The sequence below is a fragment of the Alkaliphilus sp. B6464 genome, from assembly GCF_018141165.1.
Classification (GTDB): Bacteria; Bacillota; Clostridia; order Peptostreptococcales; family Natronincolaceae; genus Alkaliphilus_B.
The window spans coordinates 1,379,114-1,400,833 of sequence record NZ_CP058557.1 but is presented as its reverse complement, the minus strand read 5'-3'; the positions used below and the strand labels follow the sequence as shown (position 1 = coordinate 1,400,833).

At 32.5% G+C, this 21,720-nt stretch carries 15 protein-coding genes, 1 riboswitch and 1 other annotated feature; of the genes, 3 read left to right on the top strand and 12 right to left on the bottom strand.

Going from position 1 to position 21,720, the window contains the following annotated elements; all coding sequences use genetic code 11:
- Positions 1-8: 8 nt before the first annotated feature.
- The 11 genes from cls to HYG84_RS06710 all read right to left on the bottom strand — a co-directional run bounded on the left by cls (position 9) and on the right by HYG84_RS06710 (position 15,721).
- Entirely contained in the window at positions 9-1,448 is a 1,440-nt protein-coding gene (cls, locus tag HYG84_RS06760; protein ID WP_212381498.1) for a cardiolipin synthase, read from the bottom strand.
- Between the two features lie 138 nt (positions 1,449-1,586).
- On the bottom strand, positions 1,587-5,105 hold the full coding sequence (nifJ, locus tag HYG84_RS06755) for a pyruvate:ferredoxin (flavodoxin) oxidoreductase (protein ID WP_212381496.1): 3,519 nt from the start codon (positions 5,103-5,105) through the stop codon (positions 1,587-1,589).
- Positions 5,106-5,370: 265 nt separating this feature from the next.
- Positions 5,371-6,270 carry a sensor histidine kinase gene (locus tag HYG84_RS06750; RefSeq protein WP_212381494.1) on the bottom strand — a complete coding sequence of 300 codons (900 nt, stop codon included), beginning with the start codon at positions 6,268-6,270 and terminating at the stop codon, positions 5,371-5,373.
- Positions 6,271-6,620: 350 nt separating this feature from the next.
- Positions 6,621-7,088 (bottom strand): hypothetical protein, encoded by a 468-nt coding sequence (locus tag HYG84_RS06745; RefSeq protein ID WP_212381492.1) that lies wholly within the window; start codon positions 7,086-7,088, stop codon positions 6,621-6,623.
- A 59-nt stretch (positions 7,089-7,147) separates the two neighbouring features.
- On the bottom strand, positions 7,148-7,270 hold the full coding sequence (locus HYG84_RS06740) for a cyclic lactone autoinducer peptide (protein ID WP_212381490.1): 123 nt from the start codon (positions 7,268-7,270) through the stop codon (positions 7,148-7,150).
- 21 nt (positions 7,271-7,291) lie between these two features.
- On the bottom strand, positions 7,292-7,891 hold the full coding sequence (locus HYG84_RS06735) for an accessory gene regulator ArgB-like protein (protein WP_212381488.1): 600 nt from the start codon (positions 7,889-7,891) through the stop codon (positions 7,292-7,294).
- Positions 7,892-8,066: 175 nt separating this feature from the next.
- A complete protein-coding gene (locus tag HYG84_RS06730) occupies positions 8,067-9,788 on the bottom strand; it encodes an ABC transporter ATP-binding protein (protein WP_212381486.1) in 1,722 nt (573 codons plus the stop codon).
- Positions 9,789-9,906: 118 nt separating this feature from the next.
- Positions 9,907-10,929, bottom strand: coding sequence for an aspartate--ammonia ligase (gene asnA, locus HYG84_RS06725; RefSeq protein ID WP_212381484.1), 1,023 nt, complete (start codon positions 10,927-10,929; stop codon positions 9,907-9,909).
- 91 nt (positions 10,930-11,020) lie between these two features.
- Positions 11,021-11,370, bottom strand: a binding site (T-box leader).
- A 73-nt stretch (positions 11,371-11,443) separates the two neighbouring features.
- A complete protein-coding gene (locus HYG84_RS06720; RefSeq protein WP_212381482.1) occupies positions 11,444-13,012 on the bottom strand; it encodes a sensor histidine kinase in 1,569 nt (522 codons plus the stop codon).
- Positions 13,002-13,697, bottom strand: a complete 696-nt coding sequence (locus HYG84_RS06715; RefSeq protein WP_212381479.1) for a response regulator transcription factor — start codon at positions 13,695-13,697, stop codon at positions 13,002-13,004. Before HYG84_RS06715 ends, HYG84_RS06720 begins: the two co-directional genes overlap by 11 nt.
- A 296-nt stretch (positions 13,698-13,993) precedes the next feature.
- Positions 13,994-15,721 (bottom strand): Na+/H+ antiporter NhaC family protein, encoded by a 1,728-nt coding sequence (locus HYG84_RS06710; protein WP_212381477.1) that lies wholly within the window; start codon positions 15,719-15,721, stop codon positions 13,994-13,996.
- A gap of 142 nt (positions 15,722-15,863) precedes the next feature.
- Positions 15,864-16,041: riboswitch (Lysine riboswitch) on the bottom strand.
- Positions 16,042-16,284: 243 nt separating this feature from the next.
- Here HYG84_RS06710 and HYG84_RS06705 point away from each other — a divergent pair.
- Complete coding sequence (locus tag HYG84_RS06705; RefSeq protein WP_212381473.1) at positions 16,285-18,069, top strand: M3 family oligoendopeptidase; 1,785 nt, start codon at positions 16,285-16,287, stop codon at positions 18,067-18,069.
- 113 nt (positions 18,070-18,182) lie between these two features.
- Positions 18,183-18,932, top strand: coding sequence for a peptidylprolyl isomerase (locus HYG84_RS06700; RefSeq protein ID WP_212381472.1), 750 nt, complete (start codon positions 18,183-18,185; stop codon positions 18,930-18,932).
- 134 nt (positions 18,933-19,066) lie between these two features.
- Here HYG84_RS06700 and HYG84_RS06695 read toward each other — a convergent pair whose 3' ends face one another.
- Positions 19,067-21,139 carry a molybdopterin-containing oxidoreductase family protein gene (locus tag HYG84_RS06695; RefSeq protein ID WP_212381471.1) on the bottom strand — a complete coding sequence of 691 codons (2,073 nt, stop codon included), beginning with the start codon at positions 21,137-21,139 and terminating at the stop codon, positions 19,067-19,069.
- Between the two features lie 197 nt (positions 21,140-21,336).
- Between HYG84_RS06695 and saoD the strand changes: the two genes are divergently transcribed.
- The gene (gene saoD / locus HYG84_RS06690) at positions 21,337-21,669 is read left to right on the top strand and encodes a DsrE-related protein SaoD (protein ID WP_212381470.1); all 333 of its coding nucleotides are present in this window, start codon (positions 21,337-21,339) and stop codon (positions 21,667-21,669) included.
- Positions 21,670-21,720 lie beyond the last annotated feature (51 nt).

Sequence of the window (21,720 nt, the reverse complement as noted above, 5' to 3'; positions counted from 1 at the left end):
ATTTTTTGCTATAGTATAGGTGAAAAAACTCTAGCTATAGACTCTTTAACCTTGTGTATAAATGGTCTTTTTTCATATTCGTCTAATAGAACTTCCTTACTAACTCTTAAGTCCTCTATAAAATCTCTAGCTATTTTATAATTTACTTCCTTATCATAAATAAAAGCATTTACTTCAAAATTCAGATTGAAGCTTCGTATATCTAAATTTGCTGTACCTATAGAAGTAAAGTTATTGTCTACAATAAATACCTTCCCATGAACAAAACCTTTACCATATTGATAAATTTTTACCCCCGCCTCTAGCAACTCAATAAAATGGGACTTAGATGCCCAGAATACAGTTTTGTGATCTGGTTTAATCGGAAGAAGTAATCTAACATCTACTCCTCTTAATGCAGCTGTTTTTAATGCAAGTAAAATACCTTCATCTGGAACAAGATACGGAGTTGTAATATATAGTCTATCTCTTGCACTATTAATAGCAGAAAAATATGCTTGGTGGATAGATGCCCAATAGGAATCTGGACCACTAGATGCAATTTGCACAATTTTTTCTCCACAATATCCTTGAGATGGAAAATACTTTAAATTATCTATAGTTTGCTTAGAAACAAAGTACCAATCTGCTAAAAATATTCCTTGGAGTACATATACAGCTTCCCCTTGAAGTTTTAGATGGGTATCTCTCCAAAATCCCATATTTTTATTTTTTCCTAAATATTCATCCCCTATATTAATCCCACCGACAAATCCTACTTTACCATCTACAACTAGTATCTTTCTATGATTTCTATAGTTTAGTCTACTTCCAAACAAAGGTAATGTTACAGGTAAAAATGCTTCCATCTGTACTCCTGCATCTTTTAATGGTTTAAGAAAACTCTTTTTCAACCTCCAGCTACCAACAGCATCATATATGAGACGCACCTCAAGTCCTTCCTGTGCCTTTTTTATTAAGGCTTGCTGAAACTTTCTACCTATATGGCTATCTTTTATAATAAAATACTCCATGTGAATATGCTCTTTTGCGTTATTAATAGAGGCTAACATTTCTGAAAAAGTTACCTCACCATTCTGTAGTACCTTCACCTTATTATTTACCGTAATTGGAGAACGGGTATTATTTAATAGAAGCGGAATAACCTTTCCTCTAGTATCATTAAAAGTTCTTTTAAATAGCTCTCCATAGTTTGTAGATACTAATTGCTCATTTAATAGATGGTCTAAAATAATATAATCTTCTCTTCTTTTTTTAATGAAGGTTTTCTGTTTACGATGATTCCGTCCAATATATAAGTATAGAAAAATTCCTACTCCTGGTAAAATGAATAAAACCATAAGCCATGCGATCGTACTAGAAGGATCACGATTGTCTAATAATACATCTACACCAATAATTATATTTATTATTGTATACAGTATAGTAATAACTTGAAGTACATTCATTCATAATCCCCCTAAATACTAATCTAGAAACAACATATAACCAATTTCGATCTGTATATTATTTCATTATTATTACCCATTATATGCTAACTATTAGCAAAAAGAAACGGGGCATAAGCCCCGCTTCTATCGTTTATATTATTTTCCAGCTAAACGTTTGTATGTTTCATATCTTTCATTAGCTTCTTTTTGAGACTTCTCGAATAGCATGTCTGCTACTTCTGGGAATGTCTTAACTAATGAATCGTAACGTACTTCACTTAATAAGAAGTCTTTAAATGATGCTGTAGGCTCTTTAGAATCTAGTGTAAATGGATTTTGTCCTTGCTCTTTTAACTCTGGGTTGAATCTGTATAGATGCCAGTATCCAGCCTCAACAGCTTTCTTACCTTGCTCTTGAGTTTTGCCCATTCCTGCTTTAATACCATGAGCAATACATGGTGAGTAAGCAATGATAATAGATGGTCCATTATATGCTTCTGCTTCTTTCATAGCCTTCATTAATTGATTTTTATCAGCTCCTACAGATACTTGCGCTACATAAACATATCCATAGCTCATTGCTATCATACCAAGGTCTTTCTTCTTAGTTCTCTTACCAGCAGATGCAAACTTAGCAATAGCAGCTGTTGGAGATGATTTTGAAGATTGTCCTCCTGTGTTTGAATAAACCTCTGTATCTACAACAAGAATATTTACATCTTCTCCAGAAGCTATTACGTGGTCTAATCCACCAAATCCGATGTCATAAGCCCAACCATCTCCACCGAAGATCCATTGAGATTTTTTAACTAAGAAGTCTTTCTTCTCGATTATTTCATCGATTACAGCATTACCTTTAGCTGCATCAAGTAATGATAGCATATCATAAGTAGCCTTCTTAGATGCATCGGCATTATCTTTTCCTTCTAACCAAGCTTTGAAAGCATCCTTTAATTCGTCAGCAATATTAAGCTCTAATGCTTGTGTCATTAAGTCTGTTAATCTATTCCTCATTTGCTTAACAGCTAAGAACATACCGTATCCGTACTCAGCATTATCTTCAAATAATGAGTTAGCCCAAGCAGGACCTTGTCCTTCTGCATTTGTGCAGTACGGAACAGATGGGGCACTACCACCATAGATTGAAGAACAACCTGTAGCATTGGCAATTATCATTCTATCTCCAAATAATTGGGTAGCTAGCTTAATGTAAGGAGTTTCACCACAACCTGCACAAGCTCCTGAGAACTCAAATAGAGGCTTAGCAAATTGGCTACCTTTAAATGTAAATTTATTTGTTAAGTGGGATTTATCTGTTACAGTCATAGCATATTCCCAGTTTTCTCTTTGCGCTTCTACTTGTGGCTCAAGAGGCATCATTGCTATAGCCTTTTCTTTTGCAGGACAAATGTCAACACAGTTTCCACAACCTGTACAATCTAATGCACTTACTTGAATTTTATATTGTAATCCTTCAAATTCTTTACCCATTGCTTTTATTGTGTTGAATCCTTCCGGAGCATTTTTAGCCTCTTCTTCATCTAATAAAAACGGTCTAATAGCTGCATGTGGACATACAAATGAACATTGGTTACATTGGATACACTTATCGCTATACCACTCTGGTACATTAACAGCAATACCACGCTTTTCAAATTTTGTAGTTCCCATTGGGAATACTCCGTCAGCCATATCAACAAAAGCACTTACTGGAAGATCGTCACCTTGCTGTGCTGTCATTGGTCTTAAGATGTTCTTGATAAAATCTGGCTCATCTTGAGCAACTGTAGCAGCAGCTTCTTCAACTACACTACCCCAACTAGCAGGTACATCAATCTTAACTAATGCATCTACACCACGCTCGATAGCCTCGTTATTCATATTAACTATTTTCTCACCTTTTAATCCGTAAGAATCTACAACAGCTTCCTTTAAGTACTTAATAGCATCTTCCACTGGAATAACCTGTGATAACTTAAAGAATGCAGATTGCATAATCATATTAATTCTTCCACCTAGTCCAATTTCAGATGCAATTTTAGTTGCATTTAATGTATAGAAATTAATGTTGTTATCTGCAATATATTTTTTAATTGATGCAGGTAGTCTTTCTTCTAACTCTTCTGGTGACCAGATACAGTTAAGTAGGAATATTCCACCCTTTTTAAGTCCTTTTACTAGATCGTATTGGTATACATATCCTTGGTTATGGCAGGCAATAAAGTCTGCTTGGTCAATTAAATAGGTAGATTTAATAGGCTGGTTACCAAAACGCAAGTGGGAAATTGTAACACCACCAGATTTTTTGGAGTCATATGCAAAATATGCTTGTGCGTACATGTCTGTATTATCTCCAATGATTTGGATAGCACTCTTATTTGCACCTACTGTTCCGTCAGATCCTAATCCCCAGAACTTACATCTAATTGTTCCTTCTGGAGCAGTTACAACGTCTTCTTCTACAGGTAGAGATGTGTTTGTAACATCATCTACTATACCAATAGTGAATCCATTTTTAGGTTTTTCTGATTTAAGGTTAGTAAATACAGCTTTAACTTGAGCTGGAATTGTATCCTTAGATCCAAGACCATATCTTCCGCCTATTATTAGAGGAGCATTTTCTTTATCGAAGAATAATGTTCTAATATCTTGGTATAATGGCTCGCCTAATGCACCTGGCTCTTTAGTTCTATCAAGTACAGCTATTCTCTTCACTGTTTTTGGAAGAACATCAAAGAAATATTTTTCTGAGAAAGGTCTATAAAGATGTACTTTTATAAGACCTACTTTTTCTCCCTTTGCATTTAGGTGGTCTACTACTTCTTCAGTTGTTTCTGTTACAGAACCCATTGCAATAATAATATTTTCTGCATCTTCTGCACCATAGTAAGTAAATGGAGCATAGTGTCTACCTGTTAATTTAGTTATTTCCTTCATGTAATCATTTACAAGGTCAGGAATAGCAGCGTAATATGTATTAGCAGCTTCCTTAGCTTGGAAGAAAATATCTGGGTTTTGAGCTGTTCCTTTTAAATATGGATGCTCTGGATTTAGTCCTCTATTTCTGAAAGCCTTAACAGCTTCCCAATCTACAAGATTTGCAAGCTCATCATATTCTAATACTTCAATTTTTTGCATTTCGTGAGAAGTTCTGAAACCATCAAAGAAATTAATAAATGGTACTCTTCCTTTAATAGCAGTTAAATGAGCTACTCCTGCTAAGTCCATAACTTCTTGAACACTACCAGAAGCAAGCATAGCACATCCCGTTTGTCTTGCAGCCATTACGTCAGAGTGATCACCAAATATTGAAAGTGCATGTCCAGCAATAGCACGAGCACTTACATGGAATACTCCTGGTAATAATTCTCCTGCAATTTTATACATATTAGGAATCATTAATAATAAACCTTGAGATGCTGTAAATGTTGTAGTTAAAGCACCTGCTGATAATGAACCGTGAACTGCTCCTGCGGCTCCTGCCTCAGATTGCATCTCGGTTACTTGAACTGTTTGTCCAAAAATGTTTTTTTGTCCATTAGCACTCCATTCATCAACGTTTTCTGCCATGTTTGAAGATGGTGTAATAGGATAGATAGCGGCTACATCTGTAAAAGCATAAGCAACATGGGCAGCTGCAGCATTACCATCCATGGTTTTCATTTTTCTTGCCATTTTTATTCCCCCTTAATATATATTTAAAATTATTATCTATAAAAGACAAAATTTTGTGTCTTGTATACAATACTATTATATAAAAAAAAATTGCAAATTTATAGAGCAACTTTTTAGAATTGTTAAAAATTTTGTTTAATACTATGTCAAACATTGTAATTTAGCTAATTAATAATGATACTTTTTTAGAAAAGTTTATATTTTAATGAATTTTGAGAAAATATAGTCTAATATGACGCCTACAGTGTATACATTATTTCCCATCTTATTTAGGTATATTTACAACAAATTGGGTTCCACTATGCTCGTTACTTTCAACCCAAACCTTTCCTCTATACTTATTTATTAATTGATTAACATTATATAACCCCATACCACTCCCATTGTTTCCTTTAGTAGTGAATCCTTGTTTAAATATTTTATTCTTTATATCATTAGGTATTACAGAGCCTTTATTACAAACACTAAAAAAGTAATTATTGTCATCACAATATATATCTACTAAAATCTCTCTATATTGTTTTTCTAACTCCTTTACAGCATAAATAGCGTTATCAATTAAGTTGCCAAATATTCTAATAAGGTCAATTGGATTAAATCTATCTAGACAAATATTTGGATCTATACTATAGTGAATATCTATCTCCATATCTTTACACATATAGCACTTGTTTAAAAACAAGGTATATAGATAAGTATTATTTATTTGATTAATTTCTTCTAGTTCCTCTTCATCTATTTTTAACATATTTGTATAATTTTCTAAATAGGCCTTCGCTTTCTCAGCTTTTCCAAGACTTAGCATTCCCCATATTACTTGAAGATTGTTGGAAAAATCATGTTTTTGAGCCCTTAACAAATCGTTAAATTCCTGCATTTGTACAATTTTAATTCTCTGTAATTCATAATCCTTTTCCTTCTCAATTAACTTTACTACTTCATTAAATAAGTACATTGATCCAATTCCAACAACTCCACATAATATAAGCAAGGACATTAATACCCTGTCTCCAGCAATAGGATGGTACTGATCCTCTATCATGTTCCATTTAGCTAAACTAAAATAAACCATGGTTGCAATTATAACAAAAATCTGGGCCAAAAATAACATTTTAACATTATCTTTTTTATCATTTAAACTTAACCTAAATATTTTAGTCTTCAATATTTATTCACCTACTATTCTAGAAAGTGTATACTTGTCTTTTTTTTAACTTATTATAATCCAAAACTGATACTAGCTAACAACAGTACATTCGACGCATCTTGATATATCCCTTTATTTTCCCTAAAAATATTCCGCTTACTTTTTATACACAATAGGTCTTGAGTATTGAATTTTATTATGCCATTTACTTAAATAAAATAGAACAAAATCTTTCTCAAAGATTCTCAATGTAGATTTTATTTAAACTTATTACGGAAATTATGACTTATTGCCAATTTTAAAAAGTACATAATTTCATATGTGTTATAAAAACAACTTCAACCTCTGTTAAGGGCTGAAGTTGTTTTTTAGCTATTTAAAGAAATTTGTTTGTCTTTTTTATTTTTTAAATATCCAACAATATATACTAAAATCAAAGTAAAGTTTGATAATAGCATTGTTATTAAAAATGCTAAAAAACTATTAGTTTCTATTTTTAGAACAGTTAAATCAAATAATTTCATGCTAGGCAACAATATAAGTGCATCATTTATTAATAAAGCTATAAAAAGAATTAAAGCTGTATATATGGATTTTGACCAACTAAAATCCTTTAATATCTTTTTAAATAATACTATGCTTATAGGAACCAGTAATATAGTATGCGCTCCAAAGGTCAATGGAAGAAAATCATATATTCTCCTTGAAAAAATTATCGCTAAGCCATAAATTAATGTAAATAAGGATCTTTGTTTAATAGTCGGCTTATAATTTAAAAATTTTAAAGGGGCAACAAACATTAAAAATGCATGTACAAAATGTGTTAAGTATCGCATATGGCTTCCTCCTCGATGTAATGATTATTTGCTAGGCCTTATTTTTACTTATTTTGTACTTATTTTTTTAAAGACTTTGGAAGTTCTGGCTGATAGCTCAAAACAGTACTTGCAGAAGCTACATTAGCTAAAGCAAAAAAACTTAAAAGTGTTACTATTAATCCCATTAATTTTCTCTTCATTTTTATTCCTCCTTAATACTTTCACTTGAATATGTTCCATCGATAAGTAGAGGGCCATAAGCTTACACTCTGCCATGCTAAACCTAATGTGCTGGATAAAAAATATAGTTTGTATATATTTGTTTCCCCTTTAAAAACAAATTTACTTAATACAATCCAAATAACTAAAAGTGCAATAGACATTTTTTTTAATTCATCCCTTTGGACTTTAGTAGTAATTGGCTTACCTGGAGTGTCAGCTGGAGCATATAAAATAAAAGTAATTAAAGCAACTATGGCAGTAATCCAAGAGAGCAAATTTATTAAGTACAAAGATATGCTATTATAACAAATAGTAGCTATAAGTCCAATTAAATTAAAAATTATAGCCCCTATAATTGTGCATCTTTTTTGGGTGCTGGCATGAGCACCACCTGAAAAAATTCTAAATACAGAAGCTGTTATAGCCGCAGTTAATGTGGCACCTAATGTTCCAAATAATAGGGCTACTAAAACTATAAAAGAATAGCCTAAAATACTATATATAAGTAATCTATAGCCAAATGTTACTATCTCTAGCTTATCTTCAGATAACTTTAATTCATTTTTCAAACCATCTATTAGCTTTTTTTCAATCCACATATATATCCATCTTCTCCCTATGTAATATATAAATGCATACAAGACATCTATTCGACATATTTTGATATACTCCTCTATTTTACTTCAAAATATTTTATATATTTATTTCACATACAATAGGGCTATAGTTCTAATTTCATATTGTTAAAAAACAAAACCCCCAATAGGGGGGTAATTACATAAATCCATCAAACTGTGTCTTATATAGGTTTGCGTAAATTGCGTCTTTTTCCAATAAATTCTTATGTGTTCCTTCTTCTGCAATACCTTCATCAGTTAAAACTACAATTCTATCTGCATTTCTAATAGTAGCTAAGCGGTGAGCAATTACTAAGGTTGTTCTATTTTCTGCTAGGTCGAATAAAGATTCTTGAATAACCTTTTCTGTTTCATTATCTAAAGCAGATGTAGCTTCATCTAATATTAGAATTGGAGGGTTCTTCAAAAATATTCTAGCAATAGAAAGCCTCTGTTTTTGTCCTCCCGATAGCTTAACTCCTCTTTCGCCAATATAAGTGTCGTAACCATTTTCAAGTGCCATAATAAATTCATGAGCATTAGCTTTCTTAGCCGCATCTATAACCTGTTCATCTGTTGCACCTATTTGTCCATAGGCAATATTATCTCTTACTGTGCCGGAAAATAGAAATACATCTTGCTGAACAATACCTATATTTTCTCTTAGTGACCTCTGTGTAATTGTTTTAATATCTATACCATCAACCTTAACACTACCCTTATCCACTTCATAGAACCTTGGTATTAGACTACATAGTGTGGTTTTCCCACCTCCAGATGGACCTACAAAAGCAATGGTTTCTCCTGGTTTAATTGATAGGCTTATACTATCTAATACATTTTCTTTATTATTATAACTAAAGGTGACATTATCAAATATAATTTCTCCATTTACTCTATCAATATCCACAGCTTTTGGATCATCTTTAATATCAGGCTCTAAGTTTAAAGTTTCTACAAATCGAGCAAACCCAGACATACCATTCTGATAGTTTTCTATTAATGTTGTAAGTCTTCGAATTGGTTGTAAAAACATAGAAACATATAGTAAAAATCCCACTAAAGTTCCAGGTGTCATTTGTTCATAATATACAAATATACCGCCGAACACTATTACAACTAAATTAATCAAATTGGAAAAAAAGGTTACACCAGAGAAGAAGCCAGCCATTACTTTAAATGCACTTTCTCTAGATTTTCTAAAGTTCATGTTCCCCTTCTCAAATTTTTGCTCTTCGTACCACTCATTAGTAAAAGATTTAACTACTCTTGCTCCCGAAACACTATCTTCTACCTGAGCATTAACATTTGCAATTTTTAAACGCATTTCTCTAAAAGCGAACTGCATTCTTTTATTTTTAAAAATAGCAAATCCTAACATCATAGGTACTACAGAAAAAGTAATTAGAGCTAAAGGCCAATGAAGGTTTAGTAGAATAATAAATGAACCTAACAATGTAACTGTGGCAATAAAGAGGTCTTCTGGTCCATGATGGGCTAACTCTGAAATTTCATTTAAGTCATTTACTATACGAGACATAATATGACCTGTTTTTGTATTATCAAAATAACTAAAGGATAGTTTGTGTATATGATTAAATAAATCTTTTCTCATATCATATTCAATCCTTGTACCCATAACATGTCCCCAATAATCAACTATATACTGTAAAACTGCCCTAACAACATATAAAATTAGCAACCCTACTCCTGCCCATATAATTAAGGAAAGATTCCTTGCAGGTATAATATCATCTATCATTTTTCTAACAACATTAGGAAAAACCAGGTCTAATCCTGCCATTAAAAATGCACATGCAAAATCTAAATAAAACAATGGTAAATGATTTCGGTAATACTTCGCAAAAAGTTTTATCATAGGCATAACTCTCCCTCTACTATTAAGATATACTATTTATTTCGTATATCTAATTATTGTTATTTTCACATTATACCATATTCATAATACTCTGCAAAGTTTTGTTGCTGTATTTAGACTAAAGCAGCCCTATATTATATTCTTCACAAGTATCGATCATTTCCTTAGGCCATATAGTTGCTTGCACTTCTCCGATATGAGCTTTTTTTAAGAAAAACATACATATTCTAGATTGACCTATTCCACCACCGACTGTATACGGAAGTTTTTTATCTAAAACTAATCTATGAAAATCAAAGCTACTTCTTTCCTCACAACCTGCTATCTTTAATTGTTTTTCTAAACTTTCCTCATCTACCCTTATACCCATTGATGAAAGTTCTAAAGCCATATCTAGCGTAGGATACCAAAATATAATATCTCCGTTTAACTCCCAGTCATCATAGTCTGGCGCCCTACCGTCATGCCTTTCACCTGATCTTAGCTTTCCTCCTATTTTCATAATAAACACTGCGCCTTTTTCTTTAGCTATTGCATTCTCTCTATCTTTAGATGATAAATTAGGATATATATCTTCTAATTCTTGAGATGTAATGAAGGTAATCTTTTCTGGTAATACATGATCTAACTCAGGATATAGATTGTGTACATAGTCTTCAGTGCTTTTAAAAACACCATAAATATCTTCAACTATTTCTTTCAGTGTAGTTTCGTTTCTATGTTCTTTGTCAATAATCTTTTCCCAGTCCCATTGATCCACATAAATAGAATGAATATTATCTAATTCTTCATCCCTCCTAATAGCATCCATATCCGTATATAAACCTTCTCCAGTCTCAAATTTATACCGATGTAGTGCCATGCGTTTCCACTTGGCTAAAGAATGCACTATCTCTACATACTGTCCTTCCATATCTTTAATGTCGAAGGATACTGGCCTTTCCACACCACTTAAGTTATCGTTCATTCCTGTTTGTGGGCAAAGAAATAGCGGCGCAGAAACCCTAGTTAATCTTAAAACTTTAGATAGTTCTGTTTCGAAAAAATCCTTCAGTTTTTTAATAGCTATTTCTGTTTCTTTAATATTTAAACTAGTTTTATATCCTACTGGTATTATTAATCTTTCTTTTATATTTTTCATGGTTTTACCTCCAGTTTTAGTTTTTTGCACGGCCGATGCAATTTTAAAAATATATTTTTAGAAAATAAAAAAAGCCCTTCATCCCTATAAAAATAAGGACGAAAGACTTAACTTCCGTGGTACCACCTTAATTAGCCAAACGGCTCTCTTAAATCAGTACGGAAAAAGTCGTCTGTTTCTATAGCCTCGATTCCTGTCTCACCTAAAATTTTAGCCTTCGGTAAAAAATTTCAAGTGTTCAAAAGTCGTCTAGTGCTATCAAACTACGATTTCGATACTTTCCAATCTATAACGGTTTGGCTCCGCCTAAGCCTACTATCATCAAGATTTCGGTTAGGAACTCAGAAATGTTCTTCAACATAGGCTTCGTATTGGTCTTCCACTGTCACCAACTCGCTAAAACTACTTCCTCATGCTTACTCTTTTCCTCATTGTCTTTAAAAGGTTTATATTAAATTTATTCATTACATTGTATATTATTACATTTATAATGTCAATAGTATTATTTGTGATTTTAAGAAAATTTATTTAACTCAACAAAAAATTGTATTGTGTCCTCTTTACAATCTGCCCAAATTCTTCCCCCATGAAGTGTTATTAAGTTTTTAGAGATAGCTAATCCCAATCCAGACCCTGCTGAATTAGATGTTCTTGATTTTTCAACCTTGAAAAACCTATCAAATATACGATCTAAATCTTCACGGCTAATAGGTTCTCCCTTGTTTTCTATGCATACTGTAATATGCTTTTCTCCTACTGTAGTTTTTATTAATATTTCTGCCTGTTCTTTGCTGTATCTAATTGCATTTGTCAAAAGATTTTCAAATATTCTCACCATTTTATCTGTATCAGCAAACACTATAGCTTTCTCTTTTGAAAATTCCTTTTTAAACACTAATTGTTTTTCTTCTAAAATGGGAACTAACTCTTCAGTTAATTGATCTATAAGTTCGTTTAAATATACCTTCTCTAGAGATAATTGTATTCCTTGGTTTGTAACCTTTGTATATTCAAATAAGTCCTCTATTAGAACCTTTAGCTTTTCAGATTTTCCATAAGCAATATCTAAATATTGCTTAGCTTCATCCACAGTCTCATATTTTCTGTCCTTCAACAGATTTAAATAGCCCATAATGGAAGTAAGGGGAGTTCTTAAATCATGAGAAACATTGGTAATTAGTTCATTTTTAAGCACTTCTGCCCTTCTTTCCTCTTCTATTTTATTTTTTAACTCCTCTGCCATAAAGTTAATATTATTAGCTAAAGACCCTAGCTCATCGTCACTTTTTCCGACTATTCTATGGTCTAAGTTACCCTTTGAAATTTCTAAAAGTCCAGATGCTAGTTCTTCAATATATTTCATCTTTTGCTGTGTTGCGAAGTAAAAAAGCAATATAAAGGTAGCAACTCCTAGGATTACAGGAACAAATCCTCCTCCTCCTTCATGATAGGTAATACTTGCCTCAGGCATACCACTAACAATTACATATGCCCTTATATCATTTATGGTAATAGGGTAAAAGCTACTAAACTCTGCTCTCTCATGAAGCCTATAAGAATCAATACGGGTATTCATGGCATTACGAATAGTATTATGAAGATCTACCTGATTTTCTGTAGCATTTTCAGAACGATAAAGGACATTTCCGTCCATATCAACTATAAGAGCCTTTGTTTTCCCATTCCATCTATTCAGTACATGTTTAATATATTCTTCCAATTCTATTCTACCATACTCTTCTTCCCATATTATTTCATGCTTATCGTCGTACCTAGCCTGTATATAGTCAGTTAAGTCTTGTACAATGTTTCTAGCATAGTAATCTATAGATTCTGCTCCATTTGAATAGTCTACAACAGGATCTCTATTCAGCTTAGATAAATAGCTATCAGTTGCAGATGCTACCACCATTGCACTTAGAAGACAAACTATAAAAGTAGCCATTAATTGCATACGTACACTCTTTCCAACTCGCTCCCTTACTAATGAGATAACATTGTCTAGAGTAGTACATAGCTTTCTAACTGGCGAAAACATTTTACGAAGTAATCTAAATCTAGGTTTTTTAGGCTTAACTTTCAATTTTATATCCTACCCCCCATACAGTTTTTATATATCGAGGACTTCTGGGATTTTCTTCGATCTTCTCCCTAATTTTTCTTACATGTACCATTACAGTGTTAGTGGAGTCAAAAAAATCCTCCTTCCAAACCTTTTCATAGATCTTCTCCATACTAAAAACCATACCTCTATTTCTAGCTAATAGTTCTAATATATCGAATTCTCTAGGTGTGAGTTTAACATCCTTACCATTTATTTTAACTTCATGAGTAGATACATTAATTACTAAATCGTCAATTTCTATTTCCTCGCCTGTAGTTGTAGCTATACTATTAAGCTTTGTATATCTTCTAATTTGAGATTTAGCCCGTGCAATTAACTCCAATGGATTAAATGGTTTTGTTATATAGTCATCTGCACCAGTAGTTAACCCAAATATTTTATCCATATCTTCTGCCTTTGCAGAAAGCATTATAATAGGCACATTGTTTTCTTCTCTAATCTTCATACAAGCCTTTATACCATCCATTTTAGGCATCATAATATCTAGTATAATAAGATGAACTTTTTCTTTTTCTAGTATGTCTAAGGCTTCTATACCATCAGATGCTTTAATAACATCAAAGCCCTCATTTTTTAGGTAAATCTCTATTAGATCCCTTATTTCCTTCTCGTCATCTACAACAAGTATTTTTTCCTTTGCCATAAGTAACCCTTCCTTCTACTCTATGCTAACTATATTATAGCTAAAAGTCCTTAACAAATGATAGTTAAAATCTTAAAAAAAGCTTAAAATTCTGCTGTTGCTTTCATAGTAAAGCTTCATGTCGCACTTAAAATTATATTAATTTTCAAGTACTCAAAATGTTTACATCCTCCAGTTTTTCAATAGGTTAATAATACTAGAAATACTGGAGATCTTTACAAATAGAGGCTACCTCTTTTCTAGAAGGTAGCCTCTATTTTTAATTGTTATTTTATAATCTGTAGTATCCTATGTTTCTATGCAGCTTTAACTTCTTCTGGTACTTCAGGAGATTCACCAAAGAAGTATACAGTAGCCCATACCGCGACCATAGCTACTGGTAGCACTATAAAAATTGGTAATCCTAATCCTGCTGGGATATATCCAAATACTATTGTAATTGCGCCTACAGTAAGAGAATACAAAAGCTGAGTTTTTACGTGATCAATATGATCGCAACCACTACCCATAGAGGATAAAATAGTTGAATCTGATATTGGAGAGCAATGATCTCCAAAAATAGATCCTGTCAGTACTGCTCCAACGCTAATCACAATAAAGGTTGCATCTGGTGATATAGCATGAGCCAATGGAATAGCTAATGGCATTAATATTCCCATTGTTCCATATGAAGTTCCTGTTGCAAATGAAATAATTGAACCTAATATAAAAATAATAGAAGGTAGTAAAAACTTTGGAATAGTATTTGATAGTGTAGATACTAAAAATGCTGCTGTCCCAAGTTCTTTAACAACACTACTTAATGACCAAGCTAATAGTAGAATAACCCCTGTAATTACTAAAGATTTCATACCCTCTACCCAAACTTCAAGTGCTTCTGAGACAGTAAGAATTTTTTGTCCAGCAGCCATTATAACAGCTACAATACTTGCAAGTAATGCTGCCTGAAATAAAACGATACTAGCATCAGAGTTACCAAATGTTTCTCTAATAGATGCAAATGATAATGGAGAACTTTTTAATAGTTCAATAAGAGCTGCATCTTCTCCACCCATTATAGCTTTATATCCATCAAAATAAAAACCTACAAATGCAAAAACTATTAAAGTACCTATAGGAATAATAGCATTCCAAATGCTTAATTTAATTCCTTCTTTAGGCTCTAAGGATTTATCCTCAGAAAATGCTGCAACTTGAGAGCTGTCAGCCATTACTTTTCCAGTAGTTCTTGCTCTTCTTTCAGCCTTAAGCATTGGACCAAATTCTTTTACCAAAACAGCTGTAATAACTACGAATAATAGCATTAATATATTATAGAATCTGTAAGGAATAGTAGAAATAAATATACCATAAGCATTAACCTCTTGACCAATAGATAAATATCCATCCCTTATTAAACTTATTTCAAGTCCTATCCATGTAGATATTAAAGCAATACCTGCAATAGGTGCTGCTGTAGCATCAACGACAAAAGCTAATTTTTCTCTTGAAATCTTCATTTTATCAGTAATAGGTCTCATAATCGGTCCGACGATTAATGAGTTTGCATAGTCATCAAAGAATACTAAAAGCCCCATTAACCAGGTAATAATCTGAGCACTAGTAGGAGACTTCGCCTTTTTAGCTAAGCTTTCGGCAATAGCTTTTGCTCCTCCCATTTTACTAACTAAAGCTATTAGTCCACCAATAGTTAAACATTGAAGAATAACACCTGCATTCCATGGATCTGATAGTGATTCTATAACCCTGTTAATAATATCTAAAAACCCATTAACAAATGCTGGTCCTACATTAAAACCATTCAATTGTAATAAAAACGTTCCCGAGAATACACCAATAAATAATGATAAGATAACATTTTTTGTAATGAATGCTAATATAATAGCAATCAGTGGGGGAATAATTGTCCAAACACCAAACCTAGCAGCATTTGTTTCTGCTACAGTTGGTTCTGCAAAAGCAGTAATAGATAGTAATAAAGTAAAAACTAGAGTGGTAATTGCGATAAGATTTTTCCTTTTCATTTTCTTCTCCTCCTTAATTTTGTGTAGTGACTAAACGGTTAGGAGGGAGAACTCTTCAACAAAACAAAAAGCCTTAAGCTTTTTTCACTCAAGACTTTTCAAACATAGACAATAATAAATTATGTCTATTTTATGTTTTAGTTTGAATGATAGCTCCCCACAAATAGGTTATTTGTGACAATCTTACATATATTATATGCAAGACCAGTTATATGGCCCTTTAGCTTAAACCATATACTTCGGCAATCTTTCCTTTCCTATCGTATCATCGTGCTTACCTCCACAATAGTACTATTAAAGATTGCGCCTCTACCTTTAATTATTCACTTTGCACTTATTTAAACATTATGCACCATTTTGCTTATTTAGTCAATAGGTAGATTATTTTTTGTATATTTCTAATAATTTCTAAGTATATTATAAAGTTATAGATATTTTAAACATAAAATTTGAAATAAAATATATTAGACTATCGAAATATATTGAATTCGAAATGAATAAAGTGTATTATGATAATAGCCGAATTTTCCAAATATTTTATTCAAATCAAAAGGGGGATTATTATGCGTTGGAGTTTAAATGAGCTTTACACATCCTTTGAATCAACAGAATTTAGAAATGATATGGATAAGTGTAACGAATATATTCAAGAATTAATTATTTGGGTAAAAAAGGAGTTACAAAGTACTGAAGGAGCAAAAGAAAAAATAGAAAACTATGTTAAAAAGCAACAAGAGTTTGGTAGCATATATATTAGATTAATAAGCTATTCTGTGCTTATATCTAGTGTAGATGCCAAAAATGAAACTGCTCTTAAAATAGCAGATCAACTTCAAAGTAAGGCTTCAAATTTAGCAGAAGCAACTGTTCAATTTGAAAAATGGCTTGGTAATATAGAAAATATTGAAGAAATAATACAGTCTTCTCCTCTTTTAAAGGAACATCAATTCTACTTAGAGGATATTATGCTAAATAATCAGTATCTTCTGAGCGAAAAGGAAGAAATATTAATTTCTAAAATGAGCCAAACAGGAGCAAAGGCGTGGACTAAATTACAACAATTATTATCCTCTACCCTACTTGTAGATATTACAATAGATGGAGAAGAGAAACAGCTTCCTCTACCTGTGGTTAGAAACATGGCCTATAGTGCTGATGCCACTACAAGAAAAACAGCCTACGAAGCAGAATTAAAATCCTATTTAAAAATTGAAGAAAGCTCAGCAGCTGCATTAAATGGTATTAAGGGTGAATCAATTACGATCTCACAAAAACGTGGCTTTGCATCTCCTCTAGAGCAAGCGGTTATTACATCTAGGATGAATAGAGAAACCTTAGATGCAATGCTAACTGCTATGAAGGAAAGCCTACCATTCTTTCACCAATATTATCGTAAAAAAGGAGAGCTATTAGGACATAGTAATGGACTACCTTTCTATGATATGTTTGCACCAATTGGAAATGTAGGTATGGAGTTTACATATGAAGAAGCACAGAAGTATATCGTGGATAATTTTAATACCTTTAGCAAAGAGCTCGGGGATTTTGCACAAAAAGCCTTTGATAAAAACTGGATAGATGCAGAGCCACGAATTGGTAAAAGAGGTGGCGCCTTCTGCTCTAATTTACACCCTATTAAAGAAAGTAGAATTTTAGCTAACTTTGATGGTAGTTTCAGTAATATGACTACATTAGCTCACGAGTTAGGTCATGGTTATCATGGGCACTGCCTGAAAAACGCAAGTCTATTGAACAGTCGTTACCCAATGCCACTTGCAGAAACTGCATCTATATTTGCTGAAACTATTATTATAAATGGGGCATTAAAAACTGCCACAGCAGAAGAAGCATTTGCAATATTAGAAACCTCTATTTCTGACGCAGGGCAGGTAATAGTGGATATATATAGTCGTTTCTTATTTGAATCTGAAGTATTTAAACGCCGTGAAGATAGTTCCCTTTCAGTTAATGAGCTGAAAGAAATAATGATAAGCGCACAAAAAGAAGCCTATGGAAATGGATTAGATCATAATGTACTACATGACTCTATGTGGATAAACAAGTCTCACTATTATATGCCAGAACGCCATTTTTACAACTTCCCCTATGCTTTTGGACTATTATTTTCAAAGGGACTTTACTCCGAGTATTTAAAACGTGGTGAATCCTTTGTTAATGAGTACAATAATCTACTAGAGGCAACTGGTAAAAACAACATTGTAGATGTGGGTAAAGTTATGGATATAGATGTTACATCAGTTGATTTTTGGAGAAGCTCTTTGGATTTAATTAAAAAGGATATTGAAAAATTTGTAGAGCTTGCAGATGAGAGATTGAAAAATAAATAAAATGCTTCTATTAATTCTTTAAAAGTCCCATATACTATGTTTATTGGACATACTTTACTTTTTTTGTTATTATGGGTAAGAATAAAGATAAACTAATAAAGGAGCGTCTACTAATGGATAATAAAAAGGTATTAGCCACTGTTGGTGGTAGAGAAGTAACAGAGCAAGACTTTAACCTGCTTTTAAATAGCTTAGATCCTCAAAGAGCAATGCAATTTAACTCTGAAGAAGGTAGAAAACAATTACTACAAGAGTTAGTTAGCCAAGAACTATTTTACTTAGATGCAGTTAAAAGTGGACTCGATAAAGATGAAATTTATATCCAAGAAGCGAAAAGAATGCAAGATAATATTTTGAAGCAATTTGCAATTCATAACCTATTAAAAGATATTAAAGTAAGTGAAGGGGACCTTTTAAACTATTATAACGAACATAAAGATATGTTTAAAGAGCCTGAAAGTGTAAAAGCAAGCCACATTCTTGTTGAGGATGAAGCAAAAGCTGAAGAAATTGCTAAGGAAATTATTGACGGATTAGCATTTGAAGAAGCTGCTACAAAATATTCTAACTGCCCATCTAATGCTCAAGGTGGAGATTTAGGATACTTTACAAAGGGAAGAATGGTTCCTGAGTTTGAAGCTGCTGCATTTAATATGAAAGCTGGAGAAGTTAGCGCTCCTGTTAAAACTCAATTTGGTTATCACATTATTAAAGTAGTTGATAAGAAAGAGGAGTCTATAAAAGCCTTCGATGAAGTTAAAAGTCAATTAAGCCAACAATTAATGGCTATGAAACAACAAGAAACATATCTTAATAGAGTTGATGAATTAAAAAAAGAATACGAAGTTACAATTAACGAATAAATATAGTAGAAGGAAAATAATTATTTTATTTTCCGTCAAGTTATCGCCCATGCTGGGCGCACATTAAAAAACCTCACAATTGTGAGGTTTTTTAATGCACACCCTGGTCAATATTGATTTTCTCCTTTGGAAATTCACTCTCCTAATCCTTTATCAATAGTATCTAAATTGAATATTTTCTTTACTTTAACTAACAATGCCCTACCCGGTGGGAATCCGCTTATAGGATCTAGCTTCTCATTGTCTGTTAACTCATTTGCATTTGCATTATTCCAACCATGAGGTATGAGAACTGTTGTAGGAAGTATATTATCTGTTATTTCTGCCCTTAATTTTATGCTTCCTCTTAAACTTTCAACTTTCACCATATCCCCATTCTTAATACCTTCTTTTTCTGCTGCCTCAGGATGAACTTTAACTGTTGGCTCGATCTCATTTTTATAGTCCTTAATGGATTTTATATTTCTATATCTTGAGTGGTAATATTCTAAATATCTAGCTCCTGTAGAAAGTACAAAAGGATACTCCTTAGCTAAATCCTTAGTAGACATTGGACTTTCTAGTGGTTCATAGTATATAGGCAGAGGATCATAGCCTAATTCTTCTAAATTTTTTGAGTATATTTCTACTTTACCTGTAGGTGTATCAAATCTTTTTTCTTCGTATTTCTTTTCTTTAAAATCCTCATATTTATATCCATAATACATTTCAGATATTTCTTCAAAACTTAGTCCAAGTTTTTTAAACCTATAATCAATAGCCTCCTCTTCTGTATTCCAAGGAAATTCTTCCTCGTATCCCATGGCTTTTGCTATATCGCTAATAAACTTCCATTCTGAAGTGCCATATTCATTATCAATTATTTTAGATGACAGGCCTAAGATACCCTCATTCAACATGCCCCTTTTATTCCATATTTCATATCTTTCCACAAAGAAACTCCCAGGAATAATTAAGTCCGCAAGTTTTGCCGTCTCTGTCATAAAGTTGTCCATTACAACTAATAAGTCAAGGGACTTTAAAGCCTTTTTTAACTTATTAGCATTTGGCCATGTCAGTATTGGATTGCTTCCTATTACTATCATAGCTTTTAATGGGTAAGGCTTACCTTCAAGTATGACATCACTAATAATATTGGCTTGGGCTGCATCAAAGGTTTCATAAAATAAAGGAAACTCAGTACTTCCTATAGGTTTCTTATTATATCTAGGGTTTTCCCACTTTATTGGAGATAAAGGTGCAGGTGAATTCATCATAGCTCCACCAACTAAATCAATATTTCCTGTTATTGCTTGAAGTATTGAAATTGCTCTTGCGGTTTGAAATCCATTTGTCAATAGCTCTATTGCTATTCCGGGAGAAATATTTGCTGGTTTATTCTTTGCAAACATTCTAGCTGTTTCTACAATAGTTTCAGCAGGAATATTTGTAATTCCTTCAACATACTCCGGTGTATAATCTTTAACTAAATCCACTAATTTGTCAAAACCTATAGTCCAGTTTTCTACAAATTTTCTATCATAGTTATTTTCCTTAATAATTACATAAATAAGTCCTAGGGCTAATGCTCCATCTGTTCCAGGTCTAAGTTTTAAATGAATATCTGCTCTTTTAGCAGTTTGTATTCTATTAGGATCTACGACTATTAATTTAGCTCCTTTTCTAACAGCTTCATTTATATCCATCATCATATATGGATGAGCATTAGCTGGATTATAACCCCATAAAACTATACATTTACTGTTCTTATAATCAGCACTTGGTAGCATTCCCATAGTCACCATGTTTGCCATTTGTTTTGATAGGTGACAATGACTTCCTGCTGCTGAGTAGTTAGGTGTTCCATAACACTGACAAAACCTTTTTACATACTCTGGAAACTGTCTTCTCACTCCTGCTTCACCCGTATGCATTGATAAGACTTCTGCTCCAAATTCATCTTTTAATGATTTTAATTTTCTAGTTATAATATCAATAGCATCTTTATAGTCTATCTCTATCCAATTACCGTTTTCATCTTTTTTCATTGGCTTGGATAATCTATCTTTAGAATGAACTATTTCAGGTAAGGCCTTTCCCTTTGGACAGATAAATCCTTTACTTATGGGATGGTTTTTATCTCCCTTAACTTCAATTATTTTATTGTCCTTTACCAGTAGTTCAATTCCACAGTTTCCGCCACAAAAACCACATATTCCCTTAATCATTCACACATTCCCCCAATACCCTTATTCATATCACATCTTTTATTGCCTTTTACTTGTTATGATAACATCACAATCAGTAATTGTTAAATAGATAATATTAATAGATGAGAATTCTATTATAATATATTGCAATTGTTATTTTTTAGACAAATATGTTATTATTAAGACGAATTTTGACGATGGAAGGAGGGATTTGGATGAAAGTTGCATATGTTATAAGCTCGGATAATTCAAGAGCTATTTTAAGAGATATGGTAATTCCACAATTAGAAGCTGGTAATCATGGTGCTGAGGTAATAGGGATGTTTTTCTTATTCGATAATACCTTCTTATTATTGAACGAAACTGATATAGGTGAAAGACTTCAAAAACTTCATGAAGAAACAGGTATGATATTATTAGCATGTGACCAATGTGCCCTTGAGAGACAAATTGAAAATAGACTTATACCAGGTGCTGCAATCGGTTGTTTTCCAGTACTATATGGTGCTCTTGGTTCAGTAGAACTTGATCAGGTAATTACATTCTAACCTACAATAAAGAGTCCGTTTTTACGGATTTTGTTATTTTATTCACTAGGA

Coding starts and splice junctions, on each gene's coding strand:
- HYG84_RS06730 (WP_212381486.1), bottom strand. CDS start 9,788: ATGATAAAACTTTTTGCGAAGTATTACCGAAATCATTTACCATTGTTT.
- nifJ (WP_212381496.1), bottom strand. CDS start 5,105: ATGGCAAGAAAAATGAAAACCATGGATGGTAATGCTGCAGCTGCCCAT.
- HYG84_RS06715 (WP_212381479.1), bottom strand. CDS start 13,697: ATGGCAAAGGAAAAAATACTTGTTGTAGATGACGAGAAGGAAATAAGG.
- HYG84_RS06695 (WP_212381471.1), bottom strand. CDS start 21,139: ATGATTAAGGGAATATGTGGTTTTTGTGGCGGAAACTGTGGAATTGAA.
- asnA (WP_212381484.1), bottom strand. CDS start 10,929: ATGAAAAATATAAAAGAAAGATTAATAATACCAGTAGGATATAAAACT.
- cls (WP_212381498.1), bottom strand. CDS start 1,448: ATGAATGTACTTCAAGTTATTACTATACTGTATACAATAATAAATATA.
- saoD (WP_212381470.1), top strand. CDS start 21,337: ATGAAAGTTGCATATGTTATAAGCTCGGATAATTCAAGAGCTATTTTA.
- HYG84_RS06735 (WP_212381488.1), bottom strand. CDS start 7,891: ATGTGGATTGAAAAAAAGCTAATAGATGGTTTGAAAAATGAATTAAAG.
- HYG84_RS06700 (WP_212381472.1), top strand. CDS start 18,183: ATGGATAATAAAAAGGTATTAGCCACTGTTGGTGGTAGAGAAGTAACA.
- HYG84_RS06740 (WP_212381490.1), bottom strand. CDS start 7,270: ATGAAGAGAAAATTAATGGGATTAATAGTAACACTTTTAAGTTTTTTT.
- HYG84_RS06710 (WP_212381477.1), bottom strand. CDS start 15,721: ATGAAAAGGAAAAATCTTATCGCAATTACCACTCTAGTTTTTACTTTA.
- HYG84_RS06745 (WP_212381492.1), bottom strand. CDS start 7,088: ATGCGATACTTAACACATTTTGTACATGCATTTTTAATGTTTGTTGCC.
- HYG84_RS06705 (WP_212381473.1), top strand. CDS start 16,285: ATGCGTTGGAGTTTAAATGAGCTTTACACATCCTTTGAATCAACAGAA.